This is a genomic window from Methanosphaera cuniculi (assembly GCF_003149675.1).
GTDB lineage: Archaea > Methanobacteriota > Methanobacteria > Methanobacteriales > Methanobacteriaceae > Methanosphaera > Methanosphaera cuniculi.
In genome coordinates this window covers 23,111-45,528 of record NZ_LWMS01000003.1, presented here as the reverse complement: position 1 = coordinate 45,528, position 22,418 = coordinate 23,111, and the positions used below count along the sequence as shown (strand labels likewise).

The following is a 22,418-nucleotide window of genomic DNA, read 5'->3' as shown; positions in this document are numbered from 1 at the left end:
ATATATTATAATTATAATCTAATATAAAAAATTAATAAAATATATTTTTTATAAATCATAATATTTTAGTTTACAAAAAAAATTTACAAAAAAAGAAAAGAACTAAACATTTTTACTTAAAAATAATTAAATTACTTTCATTAATAATAATAGCCATGAAAAGAAAAGATGAGGAGGAAACCAAAAGAATGAACATAAGAATAGCTCTTCCTTCAAAAGGACGTATAAGTGGACCTGCAGTAGAATTACTTGAAAAAGCAGGAATAGGACTAACAGACAACTCTAATCGAAAACTATTTTCAAACACATTTGACCCAGAAATAAGTGTAATGTTCACACGAGCTGCAGACATACCAGAATATGTGGCAGATGGAGCAGCAGACATGGGAATAACAGGGTATGATCTAGTACTTGAAAAAGATGTAGATGTAGAAATACTAGAAGATCTAAACTTTGGAACAACACGCCTTGTAATAGCAGCACCAGAAGATTCACCAATAAAAACAAAAGAAGATCTAAAAGAAATAAAAACAATAGCAACAGAATTTCCAACAATAACTAGAAAATACCTCAAAGATAATGATATTGATGCAAAAATTCTATCACTAAGCGGAGCTACAGAAGTAGCACCACTAATTGGCGTTGCTGATGTAATATCAGATCTTACAAGTACAGGAACAACACTAAAAATGAATCATCTACGAGAAATTGATACAATCATATCAAGTAGTGTACGATTAATTGCAAATAAAGACAGTATGAAAGAAAAATATGAAAAAATTGAAGAAATAGAAACAGGAATAATTGGAGTACTACATGCTGATGGTAAAAAACTAATAATGGCAAATGTAAATAAAAATGATCTTGAAGATGTAAAAGATGCAATGCCAGGTATGAGTGGACCTACAGTATCAGAAGTATATGGAAATCCAAATGTTGTTGCAGTACATTCAGTAATATCAGAAAAAGAAGTTTTTAAGACAATAAATAAACTACGAAAAGTTGGAGCAAGAGACTTACTTGTTATACCAATAGAACGAATACTTGAAGATATACAGTGATTAGAAATGAAATACATAAGATATCAGAAAGATGACAAGATACATATTGGAGTAATAAATCCAGGAAATACAACAATAACACCACTAGAATATGATACAATATTTGATGCAATAGAAAATGAGTCTGATGTAAAAGCAAAAATAGAATCACTACATGACTATGACATAGTAAAACTCAGTGATGTTAAAATACTACCTGTATGTACACCATCAAAAGTTGTATGTGTAGGACTAAATTATACAGATCATGCAGAAGAATTAAATATGAATTTGCCTGATGAACCATTATTATTTATTAAACCATCAACTGCTGTGATTGGTGATCATGATACAATAATATATCCAGATTCATCAAAACAACTAGACTATGAAGGAGAACTGGGAGTTGTAATACTAGATAAAACCAAAGATACTGATGATGCAACTTCTCATATTGCAGGATACACAGTTGTAAATGATGTAACAGCACGAGATTTACAACAAAAAGATGGACAATGGACTAGGGCAAAATCATTTGATACATTTGCACCAATAGGACCTGTTATATCAACAGATATTGATCCAATGACACTTAATATTACAACAAGTGTTAATGGTGAAATTAAACAAGCATCAAACACATCAAATATGATCTTCTCACCACGAAAACTGGTTGAATATGTATCAAAAATCATGACATTAAATCCTGGTGATATCATAGCAACGGGAACACCACCAGGTGTAGGACAACTACATGTAGGTGATAAGGTATCTGTAACAATAGAAGATATTGGAACACTAGAAAACACAGTAAAAAAAATAATAAAAAGTTAATTTGTGGGTTTTTTCAATTTTAAATAAAAAAAAATAATGAATTATAAAAAAAAATAAAAAAAGAAAAAATATGAGGGATTTATTTTATGCAAATTAAAGAATATACAACTGATGTACTAGTAATAGGATCTGGAGGAGCCGGATGTAAATGTGGAATTATTGCAAGTAAAAAAGGTGAAGATGTAATAATAGTATCAAAAGGACTAAGTTTTAAATCTGGATGTACAGTACTAGCAGAAGGAGGATACAATGCAGTATTTGGATATGTGGATGATGAAGACTCACTACAACTACACATCCAAGACACACTAAAAGGTGGAGCATTTCTAAATGATTTAATGCTTGTACATACTCTTGTAACACACTCACCTGATGAACTAATAAAACTAGAAGCATACGGATCACTATTTGACAGACAAGAAGATGGAAGACTAGCACAAAGACCATTTGGAGGACAAAGCTATCGTAGAACCTGTTTTAAAGGAGATGAAACAGGACATGAAATGATGCTAGGATTAAAACAGGAAGTAATTCGTGAAAACATCCAAATACAAGATGAAGTAATGATAACTAAACTACTATATGATACAGATCATACAAAAATAGTAGGAGCAATGGGAATATCACTACAAGATAGTAGCATCATAATATACCATGCAAAAGCAACAGTAATAGCAACTGGAGGATGTGGATGGCTATATCCTGTAACATCAAATGCAATGCAAAAAACTGGTGATGGAATAATGATAGCATATGATGCCGGTGCAAATGTAATGGACATGGAAATGGTACAATTCCATCCAACTGGAATGCTATCACCAAAATCCCGTAGAGGAGTACTAATTACAGAAGCAGTAAGAGGTGAAGGAGGACACCTAATAAACAGTGAAGGTGAACGCTTCATGACAAACTATGATCCACGAGGAGAACTAGCAACACGTGACATAGTAGCTCGTGCAATATATACAGAAATTCAAGAAGGACGAGGAACACCAGAAGGAGGAGTATACCTATCTGTAACACACTTACCAGATGAACAAGTACATACAAAACTTCATACAATGGTTCAACAATTTAAAGACATAGGTGTAGATATAACAAAAGAACCAATGGTTGTAGCACCTACAGCTCATCACTTCATGGGTGGAATAAAAATAGATACAGAATGTAAAACCAATATACCAAATCTTTTTGCAGCAGGAGAAGCAACATCAGGAGTACATGGAGCAAACAGACTTGGTGGAAATGCACTAGCAGACACTCAAGTATTTGGAAACATAGCAGGGGAATCAGCAGCAAAATGTGCTAAAAATACAACTCTTTTAATGCCTGATGAAAAACAAGTAGAAGATGAAATAAAAAGAATTAAAGATCTTCGCTGTGATGGAATATACAGACCATCAGACATAAAAAAAGAACTTGAAGAAATCATGTGGAAATACGTTGCAATAATACGAAGTGAAGAAGGACTACTAAAAGCACAGGAATGTCTTGATGAATTAGATGAAAAAACAAAAGATATGAAAGTACCATCATTTGATGAATTTAATGAAGAGTTAATCATAGCATTAGAACTTAAAAATATGATAAATCTATCACGACTTATTGTAAAATCAGCATCACTACGTAAAGAAAGTCGTGGAGCACACTATCGTTTAGATTATCCAGATAAAAATGATATGGAATTTCTTAAAAGCTTTATATTAAATAAAGATGATCCTGAATTTAAAACAATAAAACGTGGATTATTTGATGATTAATTAATATTAAAGAAAAAATAAGCTAAAAGAAATTAGGAATTATTTAAACTTAAACTCCCTCTTCTTTTTTTTCTTTTAAAAACTTTTTTTTTATAAATAAAAATTAGCAATCTCTTTTTTTTGGAATTATAAAATAATTTTTTGAAAAAAATATGTAGATATAGGGAGGTTATAATTTTTTTAGCTAAAAAAAAAGGGTAAATGATCTGATATCTCTTTTTTTTAGGGATTAGATCATCTTTTTTTTTTTAACTGATTTTATTCTCTTTTTTTGTCTTTTTTACTAAAAGATTTTTTTTGTGTAAACACTTTTTTTTTTATTGATTTTCGAGTGCACTCATTGTGCTTAGTATTTTGTGGTCATCTTTTGGTTTTGCTTGGAGTTGTAGTCCTACTGGTATTCCATCTACTTTTCCTGCATTCATGCTACTTGCTGGTATTCCTGTAATGTTTGCTATTACTGTTAGTACATCGTATGAGTACATATCCATTGTGCTTATTTCTTCACCTATTTTGTGTGGTAGTTTTGGTACTGTTGGTCCTGCTATTATGTCTACATCATTTAGTAGTTTTTGGAAGTCATTTAGTATGAGTGATCTTGCTTGAAGTGCTTTTTTGTAGTATTTTCCACTGAATTCTTTTTGGCTTATGTATGATCCAATTTCAAGACGACGTGCTACTTCAGGTCCACATACTTCTTCTATTCTTTCTCCATATTCTCGTCCATCGTATTTTCTTGTTGCTGAGAAGAATTCTACATAGTTAATTAGATAGTATGTTGGTAGTCCTAGTGATATGTCATCAAATGATAGTTCTTTTACTTGAGCTCCTAGTGATATCATATCATCGATTTTTTTGTTTACTTGTGCATTTATTTTATCATCAGTTACGTCCATGAATTCATCTACTATTCCTACTGTCATTCCATTTAATGAAGTGTTACTTGTTTCTGGCATGAAGTCATCTGGTTTTCCTTCAAATGTTGTAGGATCATATTGGTCGTATCCTGTTATTGTATCAAGCATTAATGCTAGTCCTGTTGTATCTTTTGCAAATGGTCCTATTTGATCAAGACTCATTGCAAGATCTAGTAGTCCTTGACGTGATACATATCCATAAGTTGGTTTAAATCCCATTACTCCACAGTGTGATGCTGGGTTTCTGATAGATCCTCCTGTGTCTGATCCTAGTGCTATATCACACATGTCTGCTGCTATTGCTGCTGCTGATCCTCCACTTGATCCTCCTGGGATTCTTCCTTCTGCACTTGGATTTTTAGTTGGTCCATACATTGATGTTTCAGTTGAGCTTCCTGCTGCAAATTCATCCATGTTTGTTAGACCTATGATTATTCCATCTTCTTTCATTATACGTTCGATTACTGTTGCATTGTAGCTTCCCAGGTATTCTTTTAGTGTTGGTGATGCTGCTGATATTGTTGAGTCCATTACATTGATATTACATTTTATTCCTATAACAAGTCCTGCTAGTTTTCCTGTTTTTTCACCAGTTTTTATTCTACGGTCTATATTTTCTGCTGTTCTTTGTGCTCTTGGCAGGTCTATTTCTACAAATGCGTTTATATCATCGTTTTTTTCTTGAATTGTTTCATACATTGTTTCAAGATTTTCTGTTGCACTAAGTTCTTGTTGTTTTATTGCTTCAACTTTTTCTATTATTTTCATATGTTCACCTTTTAGTAAAAAAAAGTATTATTTGTTTAAAATGAAATCCTTTAAGTTTTTTTTTATATTATTTTTTTTTATTTAATATGTTTTATATGGTATAATATCTGTTTAAAACAATTAATATATTTTAATATAATAAAAAAAATAAAACATATTTTAATAATTAGACAGTAAAAATTTGAATATTTTTATTTAAATTAAATATTATAATTTTAATTATTTTTTATATTTTACTTTAATAAAAAATCATTTTCTTAATTCATATAATTTTACCATTTATTAATATTTATGGAATTTACATGGCTTTTAACAGTTGTTTAAGTCTAAATTCTAATACTATTTTTTATACATTTAAAACAATATATGTATACATAAAAAAATGAAAATTAATCAAAAAAAATGGGATGTGATGTGATATGAGTTTAAAACGACAAGAATATGATTCTATAAAAGATGACATAGTATTTTTAACAAAATCATTCTTCAGAATACGAATACTAATATCCTTATTTAACAAACCAGCAACAGTCAAAGAACTTCAAGAAGAAATAGATCTTAACTATCCATCAGTATTATCCAACATAAATAAACTAGAATTAAAAGGATATGTAATTAAAAAACAGGAAAAATATCATCTTAAAAGCTCAACAAGAATAAAACTTGTAAATATCCTAGCATTAAATTCAAATATAAATTTCCTTGAAGAATATGAAGATTTCTTTAATGAACATGATGTAAAATCATTTTCCGAGGAAGCATTTGAAGAACTTCCAGTATTTAATAATGTAGAACTCATAAAAGCTGATAAAATCAATCCATTTAAAGCAACAGATACATATCGGAAAAGCATGACACGACTAGGGCATGTGAATGCAATATGTTCATATTTGCATCCTGAGTGTAAAAGAATCATATCATCAGTAATGGAACAAGAAACTGGTCTAAATTTAATGGTACATAAAGATGTAGCAAAATATATAACAAACTGTGCTATGAATTACACACAAAAAAATGATATTAAAAATCAGTACTTTGATATAAAATACCTTGAATATGAACCAAAAATAGCAATGGTAATATCAGATGAAGAAATGGTGATAAGTCTTCATAGAATCGAAGGAGTAATAGATAAAAATGCATGCCTAATATCAAAGGATCGAGCAGCAATAAACTGGGCATATAGCTTATTTAAGGAATTTGAATCAGAAAGTAAACAAGAATACATTTCAATGAAACAATTAATACTAGATAAATTAGAAAATTCAGATAAAGATATAAAAATAACTACAGAAGATACAATCGAAAACTAAGATAATATAAGAAATATTATATCAAAAAAAAATGTGGGGGAGAATGTAATATGTCATTTGATAATATTAATAATCTGATTTCAAATGATTATGAGAGTATAAATTATATTTTAAGATCAGAACAAAGACTTGAAATACTTAATGAATTACTAGATGGTGATAAAACATCAAATGAAATTAATGAAAAATTAAAAGTTCAAAATACAAACTTGCTTCGTACACTTAAAGAACTTGAAAAAAAGGAGTTTATCATTAAAAAATCTAAAAAGTATACACTTACATCTATAGGATATCTTATTATATTAAATGTAAATCATTTCCTTGAAAATATGTATTCAGAATTCGTATTTGAGGATTTTTGGGAAAATCATTCACTTGAAAATATACCATATCGATTTATTCGAAATCTTAATATATGGAAAAATGCATCATTAATACAATCAACAGGACTTGTATATAATAAGCCAATGAATACATTACTCAGACAAAGTGCAACTGCAAAAAGGTTTAGAGTTGTACTTCCAATATTTTCAGTATTTCATATTGAAACATTTATTGATGCTATATATGATAATGATGGTCTTATGGATCTTATAACATCAAAACTTGTATATGATGCAATATGTGAAAGTGAAGTATCTGATAGATTTAAACAAGCAGTAGATGATGGTTATATTAGATTATGGATTGATTATTCAAATGAAATTAATCTTTTTTTAACTGCTACAAATAAGTTTTATTCATTATCATTATTCTATCTTGATGAAGCTTATGATGATTCAAATCTTCTAATTTCAACTGATAATAAACATTTTAAGAAGATAAATAACATATTTGATTGTTATACTCGTAATTTTAAGTATATAGAAAATTTAGATGAAATATAAAAAAAGAATTTTAATATGGGAAATTGGATTTATTCTTCCGTGATTAAAAGAAAATTCATACTCCCTTTTTTTTGGTTTAAATAATATATGCGTATATGATAAATTTTTTAGTAAATCAAAAAGTTTGACTTTTCAACTCTCTTTAATATAAAAAAAAATGAGAAAAGAAGTGGAGGAGATAAGTGTTGGTGGTTATATGTTTCCCTTTTTTTTAAGTTCTTTCTCTTTTTTTTCCTTAATTAATTCTATTTTTTGGTATTGATTTTATCATTTTTTTTTAAACTAAATTTATATGGTTTTATATGTTTTGAGTGTTTGCATCTCGCAGATATTTGCAACTGGTAGTGGTATATCTATGTAGTCTGGTGTCCATGAGAGGTTATCTTCATTTATTTGACGTGTTTTATCTAGTCCTTTTTCATAGTATTCATCACGAGCTTTTACCATTGCTTCTATTGCTTTTAGTGGTGTGCCTGGTGGTACACAACAGGAAGATCCTAGTATGTCTATTCCACGATCTAATGCTTTGAAAGATTCTTGACGTACTCCTTCTAAGTCTCCTTTAAAGAGTGTGTCTGTTGCTACATTTCCTACTAGTTGTGTGTTACTTTTAAGTTCATATTTTACTTTGTTTGCATGTTTTGCATTTACTGAATCTTCAAATGAGAATCCATTGTATCCTAAGTTAAGTGAGTTTTTAAGTATTGGTGTTGTATCTCCACATACGTGTAGTACTATGTTAAAGTCAGCTGCTTTTGCAACTCTTTCTAGTGGTTTTGCTACTATATCATCAAACATTTCTGGTGGTAGTAAATCTGCTGCTACTGATGGTTCATACATACAGTCTCCTTGAATATCTAGTGTGTTGTATGCTTTTACTACTTCGATTACTGCATCTGCACATTTGTCTACTCCACGTTTTACTTCTTCAGGATTTGTTGCAAGACATTTCATAAGATATTCTATTCCTACAATTTGTCCAAGTAGTGTGAATGGACCTATTTGTCCAGCTATTAGTGGTACTTCTGTGTATTTTTCACGTGCTATTTGACATGCTTCTGCTACTACTGGTATTCTTCCACTTTCTAGGAAGTCATCGTTTACTTCTACAGATTCTAGATCATCAAAGTATGGTGATGATGTTATTTCAGGAATATGTTCATTTGCATCACGTAGGTCTACTTCACATCCCATTGCTTCTGCTTCTATTGCAAGGTCAAATGGTATGTTTATACTTTCAAGTCCTGCATATTTATGTGCACTTTCACCTAATGCTACCATTTTTTCAGCATTAATGTGTGATTCTGGAAATCCGCTGTTTGCTTTTTCCATTCCTTCAATTAATGCTACTGATACTATACTTGCAGCTGGAACTTTTTCTACTTCTTTTCCTTTGAATGCATCTTCTAAATTATCTATAAGGTTCATTTTTGATTACTCCTATAATATTCTTTTTTTTGAAATTTATCAGAATAATCAAAATATTGAATATAAAAACCCTTTTAAATTCTTTAATTTTTTTTACACATAGTGATATTAGTTTTATTTTAATTATCCTGTTAAACTTGTAATTAGTAGTTTATTTTAATTACTATTTAAAGGGTATAATCTTTAATTAGATAAATAAATTTATATTAAATAAAAAAAGAGTATGTTAATAATTTATTTTTATTTTGAATTAATTTAAAGGAGTTAATATTTTAACAATATAAATTATAATAATTAATAATTATGATTATTTATAATGATTCATGAATAGAAATTAAAGACCATGATAATTTATCATATCTTATGATAATATTAATTTTAACATATTATCTAATTGTCTTATAATAATGTTTTTTGGATAATAAAAAAGATTATGATAAACTTTTAAATAATAATGATAACATATTAATATTTAATAACAAATATTGCTTAACATTTACATAGTAAATTTAAAATAGTCTTATACTCACAAAAATAAAACTATTTTTTCTTAACAATTAAATGTGTCAATTTTTAATTTTTATCATAATAATTATAATAGAATTAAAATTAGTATGCAAATTTGTTAAAATAAACTAAGTATTATCTTAGCTTAAAGAAACATTTTAAAAAATAACAATAATGTTAAATATAATAAACATTAAAAAAACTTTTTAAGTTATGATGAAATCATAGCTTATAATATATAATATTATTATTATAAAAGGTGAACAAATGGATCTTATAGAAAACTTAAAAAATGCATTAAACAATGAAGAAGTAGATATCGTACCAGCAGTAAGTGTAACCGCAGCAGCAGTAGAAGAAACCTTCCCTGCAGCAGGAGTATCCTGGCCTGAAGCACACAAAGACCCTGAACAAATGGCAAAATTAGGAATTGCTTTACACGAACAAGCAGGTCTCGAATGTGCAAGAATTCCTTTCGATTTAACAGCAGAAGCAGAAGCATTCGGTTGTAAAGTAGATTTAGGTGACATGGATAACACACCTACACTCAAATCAAACGCACCTATCGATGACCCAGAAGATTTAGAAGTACCTGATGACTTTGTAGATCAAGGAAGACTTCCTGTAATCTTAGAAGCAATCGAAATACTCAAAAACGAATACCCAGAAGTACCTGTAATTGTAGGTATGGCTGGTCCTTTCACATTAACAGGTCACCTTTTAGGTGTAGAAGACTTAGTTAAAATGTTAAAAACCGACAGTTTCATAGTTGAAGATGCAGTAGATGTAGCATTAGAAGCACAAATCGAATTAGTTGAAGCATTCAACGACAGTGGTGTAGATGTAATTTGTGTAGCAGATCCAACATCTTCCCCAGAATTATTAGACCCTAACGACTTCAATGAATTTGCACAACCTGCACTTGAAGATTTAGCATCAGAAATGGATGTACAAAGTGTTCTCCACATTTGTGGTAACTCAAAACCTATTCTTGAAGGTATGCTCGACAGTGGTTTCAACGGAGCTTCAGTAGAAGAAGCAGTTGACATGACAGAAGCACAAGAACTAAGAGCACAAATGGGAACTGACACAGTTATGGTAGGAAACATCTCAACAAGCCAAACATTATTCAGTAAACCAACAGATGAAGTAAAAGCTGAAGTAAAAGTAGCACTTGAAAAAGGTACAAACGTACTTGCACCAAGTTGTGGTATTGCACCTAAATCACCTTTAGCAAACTTACAAGCATTTGTTGAAGCAAGAAATGAATACTACGAATAAGTAGATTAACTCTACCTATTCTATTCATTTTTTTTTCTATAACTTATCTTAAACTCCCAAGAAAAATAGATCTTATTTTTAAATTGAATTACTTTTATCATTAAAACTTTTTTTTAAATAGATATTTTTAGAATAATTAAAATTAGATTATGATAATTTATTATAGAATATTTATGTAAGTTTGTAGCTTATCATATAACCTATATAACTTTCAGAAGTAATACGTTAAGTATTAAAATTTTACAGAATCATTATATTTTTTTGAAATTAATGTGAAAAATAGAATTTGTATAAAATTTAATTGTAAATGTATATTTTTAAAAAAAATAAAAAGGGTTTTAGGAGGTGATTTGTGTTATTTTTTTTGTTCATTCATCTTTTATGTTAAATCCTACTAGTATTGATGCTAGTTTTGGATCATCTTCAAAACCAAAATAGTTTTTAAGATATACATCTGCAAGTGGATCTGGACTACTTGATACTACATCGCATGTGTCATCTAGTTCTTCAACTTCTATAAATTGTACTGGTGGAAGAACAAATGCTTGTTTTGTAGGGTTTTCTTCTAGATTTTCTTGTTTTAAAGCTTCTTCAATATCTTTTTTATCTTCTATTAGTACGAAGTCTGGATTTATGAATTCAGCTTTTTCGTCTTTTTCGTATTTTTCTTTTTGGTTTGTGTTAACTATTTCTTCTCCAAGGATGTTTCCTTTGTTATCTACAAGTTGTACTGTTGCAGTTGGAGGTGGTCTAAATGATGCATTTTTTATTATTACTACTGTAAAATCACGATTTAATGATTCATGAACACCCATGTTAATTACTGGTATTAATTGACCGGCTTTGTCCATTTCGAATTTTGTTATTCCTTTACGTAATTCATCGTTAATTACTCCCACATGTAATACTCCACGTAGAGGATTTATGGTGTCTAATACTTCTTGAAGTACGTCTTCAGGATTTTTGGTCATATTGTGTCCTCCTTTGTATATTTTTTAATTTTTACATATAATAATAAGCATTTATGTTTTATATATTATTGTTGTTTATTTTACTTTTTTTATGATATTTTTTTGAAATTTTTCACTTAACTTTTTCTGATTTCTTTTTGGATTATTTTTAAAATTAGACTATGTGAAATTATGTAATATTTTCTAAAAAATACTTTCAATGAAAATATAGTAGTATTTATTAAAATCACTTTAATTTAAAAATAAATGCTTATTTTAACTTATTTTATAAAAATAATAAAAATTAATCAATATTAACTTTTAAATTAAATTATTTATACTATTTTGAATAAATTATTTATTATAATTTAGTTTAAAAATTGTTAAAAAAACTTAAATTTTTATTAAAAATAAAAATTACTTTATCGAAAATCAAATAATATTCACAAAATATGGGCTATATATTAAATACTAAAAGGGCTAAAGTAATAACTATGTGGGTATAAGATTTATCAAAAAAACTAAATTTAAGTGGTGAAATTATATGTCAAGAAAATATTATACAAAAATGGAAACAGAAGACGTAGACGATATGGTATTCGGACAAACTAAAAATCCAGTTAAAATGGGATTAGACCAAGTTGTTGGTGACGGGGAAGTAATTCCTAACATTAAAGTAGCACCAGCAGAAGGATCCGAAACAAGTATAGATGGATTAGTAGCAACATGTAAAAACATTGCATTTGCAGCATGTGAACGTGCAGCAGGTATAGGATTACCAGCAATACAAATAGAACAAGAACACGTACAACAACAATCCATTAGTGAAGAAGCATCAGCAAGAACAACAGCTGTACAATGGGAACAACTCGAAGAGTTACACGAAAAATACGGAACAGCTGTATCTTTAATGTCAACAGTAGCTGATATGAGAGAAGAAGAAAACGGTCTAAGAGGATCAGAATTAGACCAAGCAATGGATGCATCTTTCGAAGCATGTGCAGAAAACGGAGCATCAATGTTATGTGTAGAAACCGTTGGTGGTAAAGTAGTATCAGATTACGGTATATCAAGAGGAGACGTAAGAGCTATCTTATACGGTATCGGAGTACTCGGTTCAATTGATATGGCATACATGTGGCCAAAAATTGTAGACATAGCAAAGAAAAACAACATAGTTGCAGGTGGAGATACAGACTGTGCACAAGCTAACACTGCAATGTTCCTTGCAGGAGCTTTAACAAGTAAAAACGTATCACACACAATCGCAGCAGTAGCAAGAGCAATTGCAGGAGCAAGAAGCCTTGTAGCTATTGAATGTGGTGCAACCGGACCTACAAAAGACTGTGGATACGAAAACCCTATTGTAAAATCAATAGCATCAGTACCTATCTGTGCAGAAGGTAAAAACGCAACATGTGCTCACTCAGACTTAATGGGTAACTTAGCAGCAGCAGTTTGTGATGTATGGAGTAACGAATCTGTATATAACAGAGAAGAAATGGGTGGACCAACACCTGGAGTATGGTTACAATCATTAGGTTACGAATGTGCATTAATGAACACCGCAACCCAAATCGGAACAAACAAAGAATTAAGAGACACATACACATTAGCTGACAAATACCGAGATCCACAAGGAGTTATCCTCGCATACGACAACGCTTACAAAATCGGTGAAGCAATCGTAGCAGACGGAGAAGATATCTACCTCAGATCACGTAACGCAGCACTTAAAGCATGTGAATTAATTAACGAAGCTGTAGAAGAAAAACGTATCTTACTAACAAGATTTGAAAGAGATACACTCGATTCAACACAAAAAACTTACGAACAATTACCTGATGACCAAGCTAAATTCGTAAAAACATGTATTAAACGATACGGAAGAAAAGTTAAAGAACACGACCCATCACAATACGAATTATAAGTATAAAGGTTGGAGAATAAGTAGGAAATTATATATTAAAAAAAATTAAAGGATGTGTGTAGAAATGGCAAGTAATTTAGATAAATTATATGATAAAATCACAGATTATGATAAAATAGCAATAAGATACAACGTAAAAATCGAAGGTCCAGCTCTTAAACCTGAAGAAGACCCAGAAGTAGTTGATATCTTACCTCAAGAAGAAGGAACATTAAGAACAATCGCTTTAGATGTACTATACGGTGACAAAGATAAATGTGACGAAGACACCGCAAAAGCACTAGAATCTGGAGAAGACCCATTAAACCTTATTAACGAAGGTCTCATGAAAGGTATGGACGGAGTAAGTGCACTTTACACCAAAGGTGAATTCTTCTTACCTGATCTCATGCTTGCAGGAGATGCAATGATGAGTGGAGTAGCTCTTTGTGAAGATAAACTCGGACACAAAGCAGATACAAAAGCACCTGTAGTATGTTGTGCTGTAGAAGGAGACCCACACGACATCGGTAAAAACTTAATTCTTATGTTCTTAAACGCTAACGGATACGATGCAATAGACCTTGGTCGTGACGTTCCTAGTGCAGATGTTGTAAAAGCTGTAGAAGAAAACAAACCAGCATTAGTAACAGCAACAGCATTAATGACAACAACCATGACAGCATTCGGTAAAATCGTAGCATTACTACAAGAAGCAGGAATCGACACACCAGTAGGATGTGGAGGAGGAGCTGTACGTCGTGACTTCGTAGAAGAAACACCACAAACATTCTACGGTGTAGAAGCATACCACGTACCAAAACTCGCAGATGCTATTGTAGATGACGGTAAAACATGGGAAGACATCAGAAACGAATATGCTGACATCGTAGGAGAATACGTAGCAGCATACTCCTAAGTATGATGATGTAGAAGTAGGATCTTCGGATCTTACTTTTATTTTTTTTATTCTTTTTTCTAAACTCCCCTTTTTTTATAGACTCTACTTTTTATTTAGAATTTATTGCAATTAACTTAAAATTTTCTTATCGTATATTAAGACTAACTTTTTTTGTTAAATGTTATTTTTTTAGAATTTATTGCAATTAATTAAAATTTACTTAATTTTTAATTCATAAAATATTATTTTGCAATATTTAAAAAAATTTTTTCCAATTTACTAGTAATAAATTAATAAAAATTTGTATTATTACTAAATTCTTTAAAAAAAGGTATTACTTTTTATTAAACTTTCTTTTTAAAAAAATACTAATTTAAACTTATTTATCTATCTAAAACAAAAAAGGGTAGTATATTACTAAAAAATAACAATAATTAATCAATTTTCAATTTTAAAGGGTATGATAAACATTTTTATATATCATGTACTAAAATTAATAAGTGAAAGTATTAATGTATGAAAAAGAATTCATAGAATTAATACAGCAATTTAATAATAATTTTATGTGGGTATAATAAACAATTTATATATGATTTATATAATTTGGTGAATATTTATGGTATTAAAACGTTTTACAAAAATGGAAACAAAATCAGTAAATGATTTAGTATTTGGACAAGCAGCAAATCCTGTAGAATACGGATTTGATGTTAAATTAGGAGTAGGTGAAGTAATACCTAACATTAAAGTAGCTCCTGCAGAAGGATCAGAAACAAGTGTAGAAGGTATGGTTGCTACATGTAAAAACATTGCATTTTCAGCATGTGACCGTGCAGCAGCAATAGGATTACCAACACTCCAAATTGAACAAGAACACGTAGCACAACAAACAAAATCAGCAGAAATTTCTGCAAAAACAACAGCAGTTCAAGTAGAACAACTTGAAGAATTACACGACAAATACGGAACAAAAGCATCCTTAATGTCAACCATCGCAGATATTCGTGAAGAAGATATGGGTGGATTAAGAGGATCAGACTTTGACGTAAAAATGGATGAATCATTCGAAGCATGTGCAGAAAATGGAGCATCAATCTTATGTGTAGAAACCATTGGTGGTAAAGTAGTATCAGACTACGGTATTGCTCGTGGAGATATCCGTGCAATCTTATACGGTATCGGTGTATTAGGATCAATCGATATGGGCTACATGTGGCCAAAAATTGTAGACATTGCAAGTAAATACGACTACTGTGTACCTGGTGGAGACACAGACTGTGCACAAGCTAACACTGCAATGTTCCTTGGTGGAGGATTAACCAGTAAAAACGTATCACACACACTCGCAGCTATTACAAGAGCAATTGCAGGAGCAAGAAGTCTTGTAGCTATTGAATGTGGTGCAACCGGACCTACAAAAGACTGTGGATACGAAAACCCTATCGTAAAAGCTATTGGTGGAGTACCAATTTGTGCTGAAGGTAAAAACGCAACATGTGCTCACTCAGACTTAATGGGTAACTTAGCAGCAGCAGTAGTAGACTGTTGGAGTAACGAATCTGTATACAACAGAGAAGAAATGGGTGGACCAACAACAGGTGTATGGCTACAATCATTAGGTTACGAATGTGCATTAATGAACACCGCAACCAAAATGGGAGAAGAAGAAACACTCAGAGATATGTACACATTAGCAGACAAATACCGAGATCCACAAGCTCTCGTAATTGCATATGATAATGCTTACAGAATTGGTGAATCAATCGTTGCAGACGGAGAAGACATCTACCTCAGATCACGTGCAGCAGCACTTGAAGCATGTGATATAATCAACGAAGCAGTAGATGCTAAAAAAATGTACTTAACAAGATTCGAAAGAGATACATTAGACTCTGCTCAAAAAACAATTGAACAATTACCAGAAGAACAAGATAAATTCGTAAAAACATGTATCAAACGATACGGAAGAAAAGTAAAAGAACACGACCCATCACAATATGAATTATAAGATTAAATAAGGAAGTGTAAAATTATGTCTGAAAGTCCATTAAAAAAATATGATGAAGCAGTATTCGCAGATAACGGATACGATGATATTGCTATAAGATACAATGTGAAAATCGAAGGTCCAGCTCTCAAACCAGAAGATGACCCTGAAGTAGCAGAAATCTTACCACAAGAAGAAGGTGTAAAAAGAGACCTCGCTTTAACCGTACTATACGGTGACAAAGAAGAATGTGATGCACAAGTACAAGCTGCACTCGATGCAGGAGAAGACCCAATCGACCTCATTAACAACGCTTTAATGAAAGGTATGGATGGAGTAAGTGCACTTTACACCAAAGGTGAATTCTTCTTACCTGATCTCATGCTTGCAGGAGATGCAATGATGAGTGGAGTAGCTCTTTGTGAAGAAAAACTCGGACACAAATCCGATACAAAAGCACCTGTAATGACCTTTGCTGTAGAAGGAGACCCACACGACATCGGTAAAAACTTAATTGTTATGTTCTTAAATGCTAACGGATACGATGCAGTAGACCTTGGTCGTGACGTTCCAACAGCAGAAGTAGTAAAACAAGCACAAGAAAATGAACCTGTATTAATGACAGCAACAGCATTAATGACAACAACAATGACTGAATTTGCAAAAATTGCAGCAGCATTACAAGAAGCAGGAATCGACACACCTATTGGATGTGGAGGAGGAGCTGTACGTCGTGACTTCGTAGAAGAATCACCACAAACATTCTACGGTGTAGAAGCATACCACGTACCAAAACTCGCAGATGCTATTGTAGATGATGGTAAAACATGGGAAGACATCAGAAACGAATACTCTGACATTGTTGGAGAATACGTAGCTGCATACTCCTAGATTAACCACAGAAAATTGTTTACCTATAATGATTTCAATTGTTTTTAGGAAACTGGTAAAAGTTTAATTTATTTAGACTTTTATCTTTTATTTTTTTTTAAACATCACTTAACATTAAAAACTAATTTTTTTATCTAATTTTTATAATTAAATTCTAAATCAATTCTTAACTTAAATTAAACTTATTAAAATTACTAATTTTACATAAACAATAAGTTAAATAGTGCTATTTTTATTAAAAAAATTTTAATTATATTTATATTCTAAAAAATACCATATCATATATTATAGTAAATAAAAGAAAAAAATATCAATACGAAGAAGATTTTTTTAATACAAATTTCTTTAATAAAATAAAATATTTTTTTTAAATAAACACTAGAAAAATGATATTATAATAGGTGATAAAATGGCAGAAGAATATGCAATAGCAATGGATATTGGAACAAGTGGTATTCGTGCACAAGCATTACGTATAGAAGATAATAGTACAATAGGAACAACTGTAACACTAAGACATCCAATACCAGGAGCAAATGTAATGGACCATCTTCACTTTGCTGTAAATGTAGGACGTGAAGAAGCACATGAACTTTTAATGGAAGCTGTAAATAAAGTTGTGGATCAACTTGGTGTTGATAAAGAAAAAATAGTAAGATTTGCTGTATGTGGAAACCCAATTCAATTATCATTATTCCAAAACATAGAAATTCGTGACCTAGCATACTGGGGAACAAATGCAATGGAAAGACTTCAAATTGAACCTCCAAAAAGAAATGCACAAATTGTAAAACCTGGAGATATTGATCTTGAAATAAACAAAGATGCAGAAGTATACATTCCACCAAGTATAAAACACGAAATTGGAGCAGATGCACTTGCTATGCTTGTAAAATCAGATGTTGTAAATAAAGAAGGAATATATCTTGTATCAGACTTTGGTACAAATGCAGAAATTGCACTTGTAATTGATGGTGAAATCTATTCATGTTCAGCAGCAGCAGGACCTGCAATGGAAGGACAAGCAATTGAATGTGGTATGCTTGCATCACCTGGTGCAATATGTGATGTGAAAGCTGAAGATGAAGAAGACTGGATAAATGAAGTACTTGATGATGATCTTATAGTACAACAAGGAGATCTTGTAGATATCACAGATGGTACTATAGTTGAAGAATCAGAAAGTGAAACTAAAGCAAAAGGTATTACAGGTACAGGTGTAATATCAGCATATGCTGTAGGTACAGAACAAGGTGTTATATCAATACCTGATATTAAAACAGAAAATAATAAAATAAATCTACAAGATGGAATATACTTATCTGAAAAAGATATGACAGAAATAGGAAAAGCACTAGGAGCATTCCGTGCAGCTCACATTACTCTTTGTGTAGAAGCTGATATTGAACTTGAAGATATTGATGCTGTATATATGGCAGGAGCAAGTGGATTCTATGTAGATCCTAATAAATCACTTATGGTTGGACAAATCCCTGCATGTTCATTTGATATTTACCAGATAGGTAACACATCACTTGCAATGGCACGTGATATAGTAGAAAATCCTGACTTACTTGATGAACTTCAAGTTGTAGCAGATGGAATGCGTGGAAACCATATAACACTTGCAACATCTGAAATATTTGAAAAAATTTATGGATTAGAACTTGCTGTATGTGAACAAAACATGCCAATGTGGAAATATGATGAATGGCTTGAAATGTATGGATATGGTAATATACCAGAAGTAGAAGAAGATCCAGAAATACACAGACTCTTTGATAGTGATATACCAGATCTAGGAGAAAATGGTCTTTCAATCATAGAAGAAGTAGGTACTAAACTCACAGCTGAATTTGAAGGATGTACTAGTTGTCAAATATGTGCTGATGAATGTCCAGAAAAAGCACTTAAAATCGAAAATCAAGTAGCAACAATCAGATCAGATCTTTGTGATGGTAGTGCATGTCTTAGATGTGTAAGAATCTGTCCAAGAAAAGTATTTGACTATGATAAACTTCTTTACATTGAAGGTATTGATACTAAAACATTATAAGAAATTAGCAGATACTTTTCTTATATTATTCTCCTTTTTTTACTTTTTTTTTACATACTTGAAAATTTTATATTATTCTACTAGAAAATAGAATTTAATACAATGATACTAATTTTAATTAAAAGATGATATAATGAAAGCAATAGTTTTTGATAATGCAGGTACAATTCTTAAAAGAATAACAGCAATAAAAAACACACATGATAATACAATATTTTTTGAAACTAATACTATAGGTATAGCTAATAAAAATCCAAATCAAATAATAGTAGTATTTCAACAACCAACACCACAAATAATACAAACACAAAAACCAAACACACGAATATATAACTACATGAAACAAAACAAAGACAAATTCGAGATAAGCTACTCACAAATACCAATAACAAAAGATGAACTCCTAGAAAAACTCAAAAAAGACACAACAACAATAAATCAAATTACAAAAACAGCTACAACACTCATAGATAAATTTAACATAGAAATATGCAGTGGATCAGCACTAATAATAGATACACAAAAAGGAAATATTAACTATGTTTTCACAGCAGGAGGAGTATTTTTTGATACAACAAAATCTACAATTAAAAAACTTAAAGACTTAAACTTTGAAGTATACATAGCATCAGGAGATAATCATGAATCACTCATGAAAATAGCAACAATACTAGGAATTAAAAAATCAAATACATATGATACAGCAAACAGAAAAGAAAAATCAGAAATTGTAAAACAAATACAAAACATGGGTTATACTGTATGTATGGTAGGAAATAATCTTAATGATGAACTTGCATTAGAATGTGCTGATATTTCAATACTTAACCTTGAACAAAAAGAAGAACTACCAGAATACCTCTTATGTAAGGTAGATCACACAGTAAATAAGCTATCTGAAATTCTTGATATAATCTAAAAAAGTATTATGGGAGGTTAATTAATTATTTTGAAATTACTAAAAAAAAACAACTTTTTTTCATATTTTATTTAGTATTTCTTCTATTATTTTTTCTCGATCTTCCTGATTTTTAGCTACTACATTAAGTGTATTTTCTAATGCTTCACGTGTTGGTTGTACTTCTCCTAGTGCAATTAATGATTCTACCCAGTCAACTGTTGCACGTATTGATGGTTTTTTAGCAAGATCTAATTTTCGTATTTTATGTGTTTTATCAACTATATTATCTACCATATCGTCTCTAGCATCAGGCACTCTTCTTTTTACAATACTTACTTCACGTTCAAACTCAGGATAGTCAATATATAAGTAAAGACACCGATCTTTTGTCTCATCAAGTAGATTTCTTTGTGCATTTGAAGTTAATACTACAATAAGATCATTTTTAAGTTCAAATGTATCCAGATCATTTACTGTAATTTCACCTTCTCCTAGTGCTTGTAGAAGAAAGCTTTCTAGTTCTTCATCTGCTTTATCTATTTCATCAATTAGTAAAACTGATGGTTTATCATTGCTAAATGCTGTTAGTAGTGGTCTTTGTATGAAAAATTCATCAGAAAATATGGTCATATCTTCATCTTTATCTCGTGCTGCTTCAAGATTTAAGAGTTGTTTTTGGTAATTCCATTCTCCTACTACTTGTTCATATGTTATTCCTTCATAGCATTGTATACGGAAAAAATCACGATCAAAACTTTCTGCTATTTTTTTAGCAAGTTCTGTTTTTCCTGTTCCCGGTGGTCCTTCAACTAGGATTGGTTTTTTTAGTTTTCCTGCTAGAAATAATGTGGTATTTATATGATCATTTGATATATAATTATTTTGAGCTAGTTTTTCATTTATTTCATCTATTTGTTTCATTGTCTTATCTCTTTGTGTGAATTTTAATAGTTATTTGTTTATTATGTTTTTGTTAATTTATTTAATTTTAGCTAATTTATTATATGTGTATTAGTTCATATTGTGTAGTTCCTAGCTTTTCTTCTTCTGCTATGTTTAGTTGTTGTTGTGCATCTATTGTTCTCCATAGTCCTGCTATTTTATCTTCACCTGGAAGGTAGTTGGTTTTAAGTTCAGGACTTTTATTTCCAGGTTTCTGGTTTATTATATCATAGCTTGCTTGATCTAATGCTACTGGATCTTGACTCATTAGTATTCCAATATCATCTACTATTTTATGATCTCCAATTTGTGTATGTTCATAATCTGCTCTTATATCATTTAGTATGTTTATGTATATTATGTCTTTATTTTGTGTTATTGTTTTCATATATTCTGCTATTGCCTGATTTAGGAGATCTGTTTTTATTCTGTTTGGTTTTATTGCATCTGTTGGACATACTCGTATACAATAGTTACATGCAATGCATCCTGAATAGTCTATTTCTGCTATTGAGTTTATTGTTATGGTTTTTGTTGGACATTCTTGTGCACATAGTTTACATGCAAGACATCCTATTTTTGATATGAATGGTGCTGCTTGTTTGTATAATTCTATTTTTCCTGATTTCACATTTAAATCTACACCAGTTGTTTTTATTGCACCTTCTAGTCCTATTAGGTAGTGTGGTTTAAATTTTGTTAGGATAATTAGTTTATCATATTCATCTATTTCTGTTGATTTAATTACTTTTTTTAGTAGTTTTGAATCTATTTTAATATCTGTATTTTTAGAATCATCTATTATTTTTTGTTTTATATTATTTGAGTAGTGATATTGTGTGTCATTTTCAACGTGGTAGATATGATTTGTATCAATTAGTTCAGCTTTTGCATTTTTTGATTCTATTAATTCTGTGATTTTATCCATATATTTTGGTGATACGAATCCTTTATTTTCTACATCAAGTAGGTTGGTTTTTATTGCTATTTTTTCATCTGGTTTTAATTGTTTTATGAATTGTGATTTTTTTAGTATTTCTTTGATTTTTACTGGTGTTATTTTATCAGTCTTTGTGATGTATACTTTTGATGTCATCTTATTTTTATCCCCTATTTTTTTATGTGTTTATCTTATTTGATTTTTTT

At 30.4% G+C, this 22,418-nt stretch carries 17 protein-coding genes; 12 read left to right on the top strand and 5 right to left on the bottom strand.

What is annotated here, in order from left to right; translation table 11 throughout:
- The first annotated feature begins 188 nt into the window (after window positions 1-188).
- The 3 genes from hisG (at window position 189) to tfrA (ending at window position 3,634) form a co-directional block, all read left to right on the top strand.
- The gene (gene hisG, locus MSCUN_RS00675; protein ID WP_095608668.1) at window positions 189-1,061 is read left to right on the top strand and encodes an ATP phosphoribosyltransferase; all 873 of its coding nucleotides are present in this window, start codon (window positions 189-191) and stop codon (window positions 1,059-1,061) included.
- A 6-nt stretch (window positions 1,062-1,067) separates the two neighbouring features.
- Window positions 1,068-1,874 carry a fumarylacetoacetate hydrolase family protein gene (locus MSCUN_RS00670; RefSeq protein ID WP_095608667.1) on the top strand — a complete coding sequence of 269 codons (807 nt, stop codon included), beginning with the start codon at window positions 1,068-1,070 and terminating at the stop codon, window positions 1,872-1,874.
- Window positions 1,875-1,960: 86 nt separating this feature from the next.
- The gene (tfrA, locus tag MSCUN_RS00665; protein ID WP_095608666.1) at window positions 1,961-3,634 is read left to right on the top strand and encodes a fumarate reductase (CoM/CoB) subunit TfrA; all 1,674 of its coding nucleotides are present in this window, start codon (window positions 1,961-1,963) and stop codon (window positions 3,632-3,634) included.
- A 317-nt stretch (window positions 3,635-3,951) separates the two neighbouring features.
- Here tfrA and gatA read toward each other — a convergent pair whose 3' ends face one another.
- On the bottom strand, window positions 3,952-5,319 hold the full coding sequence (gene gatA, locus MSCUN_RS00660) for an Asp-tRNA(Asn)/Glu-tRNA(Gln) amidotransferase subunit GatA (RefSeq protein ID WP_095608665.1): 1,368 nt from the start codon (window positions 5,317-5,319) through the stop codon (window positions 3,952-3,954).
- Window positions 5,320-5,738: 419 nt separating this feature from the next.
- On the opposite strand from gatA, the gene MSCUN_RS00655 reads away from it, so the two are divergent.
- Together MSCUN_RS00655 and MSCUN_RS00650 are read left to right on the top strand one after the other, a co-directional pair.
- Window positions 5,739-6,632, top strand: a complete 894-nt coding sequence (locus MSCUN_RS00655; protein ID WP_095608664.1) for a helix-turn-helix transcriptional regulator — start codon at window positions 5,739-5,741, stop codon at window positions 6,630-6,632.
- A 50-nt stretch (window positions 6,633-6,682) separates the two neighbouring features.
- Window positions 6,683-7,519 (top strand): helix-turn-helix transcriptional regulator, encoded by an 837-nt coding sequence (locus MSCUN_RS00650; RefSeq protein WP_095608663.1) that lies wholly within the window; start codon window positions 6,683-6,685, stop codon window positions 7,517-7,519.
- A 288-nt stretch (window positions 7,520-7,807) separates the two neighbouring features.
- Here the strand turns inward: MSCUN_RS00650 and MSCUN_RS00645 are convergent, their stop codons facing one another.
- Window positions 7,808-8,947: an MtaA/CmuA family methyltransferase gene (locus tag MSCUN_RS00645; RefSeq protein WP_095608662.1), complete on the bottom strand. Its 1,140-nt coding sequence runs from the start codon at window positions 8,945-8,947 to the stop codon at window positions 7,808-7,810.
- A 774-nt stretch (window positions 8,948-9,721) separates the two neighbouring features.
- On the opposite strand from MSCUN_RS00645, the gene mtaA reads away from it, so the two are divergent.
- A complete protein-coding gene (mtaA, locus tag MSCUN_RS00640) occupies window positions 9,722-10,735 on the top strand; it encodes a methylcobamide:CoM methyltransferase MtaA (protein ID WP_095608661.1) in 1,014 nt (337 codons plus the stop codon).
- Between the two features lie 368 nt (window positions 10,736-11,103).
- Here the strand turns inward: mtaA and MSCUN_RS00635 are convergent, their stop codons facing one another.
- Window positions 11,104-11,706 carry a hypothetical protein gene (locus MSCUN_RS00635; protein WP_095608660.1) on the bottom strand — a complete coding sequence of 201 codons (603 nt, stop codon included), beginning with the start codon at window positions 11,704-11,706 and terminating at the stop codon, window positions 11,104-11,106.
- Window positions 11,707-12,229: 523 nt separating this feature from the next.
- On the opposite strand from MSCUN_RS00635, the gene mtaB (MSCUN_RS00630) reads away from it, so the two are divergent.
- The 6 genes from mtaB (MSCUN_RS00630) (at window position 12,230) to MSCUN_RS00605 (ending at window position 20,348) form a co-directional block, all read left to right on the top strand.
- On the top strand, window positions 12,230-13,615 hold the full coding sequence (gene mtaB / locus MSCUN_RS00630) for a methanol--corrinoid protein co-methyltransferase MtaB (protein WP_095608659.1): 1,386 nt from the start codon (window positions 12,230-12,232) through the stop codon (window positions 13,613-13,615).
- A 64-nt stretch (window positions 13,616-13,679) separates the two neighbouring features.
- Window positions 13,680-14,513, top strand: a complete 834-nt coding sequence (gene mtaC / locus MSCUN_RS00625; RefSeq protein WP_095608658.1) for a methanol--corrinoid protein MtaC — start codon at window positions 13,680-13,682, stop codon at window positions 14,511-14,513.
- Window positions 14,514-15,111: 598 nt separating this feature from the next.
- Entirely contained in the window at window positions 15,112-16,503 is a 1,392-nt protein-coding gene (mtaB, locus tag MSCUN_RS00620; protein ID WP_095608657.1) for a methanol--corrinoid protein co-methyltransferase MtaB, read from the top strand.
- A 24-nt stretch (window positions 16,504-16,527) separates the two neighbouring features.
- Complete coding sequence (gene mtaC / locus MSCUN_RS00615) at window positions 16,528-17,373, top strand: methanol--corrinoid protein MtaC (RefSeq protein ID WP_095608656.1); 846 nt, start codon at window positions 16,528-16,530, stop codon at window positions 17,371-17,373.
- A 409-nt stretch (window positions 17,374-17,782) separates the two neighbouring features.
- Window positions 17,783-19,429, top strand: coding sequence for a methylamine methyltransferase corrinoid protein reductive activase (locus MSCUN_RS00610; protein ID WP_095608655.1), 1,647 nt, complete (start codon window positions 17,783-17,785; stop codon window positions 19,427-19,429).
- A gap of 133 nt (window positions 19,430-19,562) precedes the next feature.
- Window positions 19,563-20,348 carry an HAD family hydrolase gene (locus MSCUN_RS00605; RefSeq protein ID WP_095608654.1) on the top strand — a complete coding sequence of 262 codons (786 nt, stop codon included), beginning with the start codon at window positions 19,563-19,565 and terminating at the stop codon, window positions 20,346-20,348.
- Between the two features lie 60 nt (window positions 20,349-20,408).
- Here the strand turns inward: MSCUN_RS00605 and MSCUN_RS00600 are convergent, their stop codons facing one another.
- Window positions 20,409-21,251: an AAA family ATPase gene (locus MSCUN_RS00600; RefSeq protein WP_095608653.1), complete on the bottom strand. Its 843-nt coding sequence runs from the start codon at window positions 21,249-21,251 to the stop codon at window positions 20,409-20,411.
- Window positions 21,252-21,330: 79 nt separating this feature from the next.
- On the bottom strand, window positions 21,331-22,368 hold the full coding sequence (locus MSCUN_RS00595; protein ID WP_095608652.1) for a DUF362 domain-containing protein: 1,038 nt from the start codon (window positions 22,366-22,368) through the stop codon (window positions 21,331-21,333).
- Window positions 22,369-22,418: the final 50 nt, after the last annotated feature.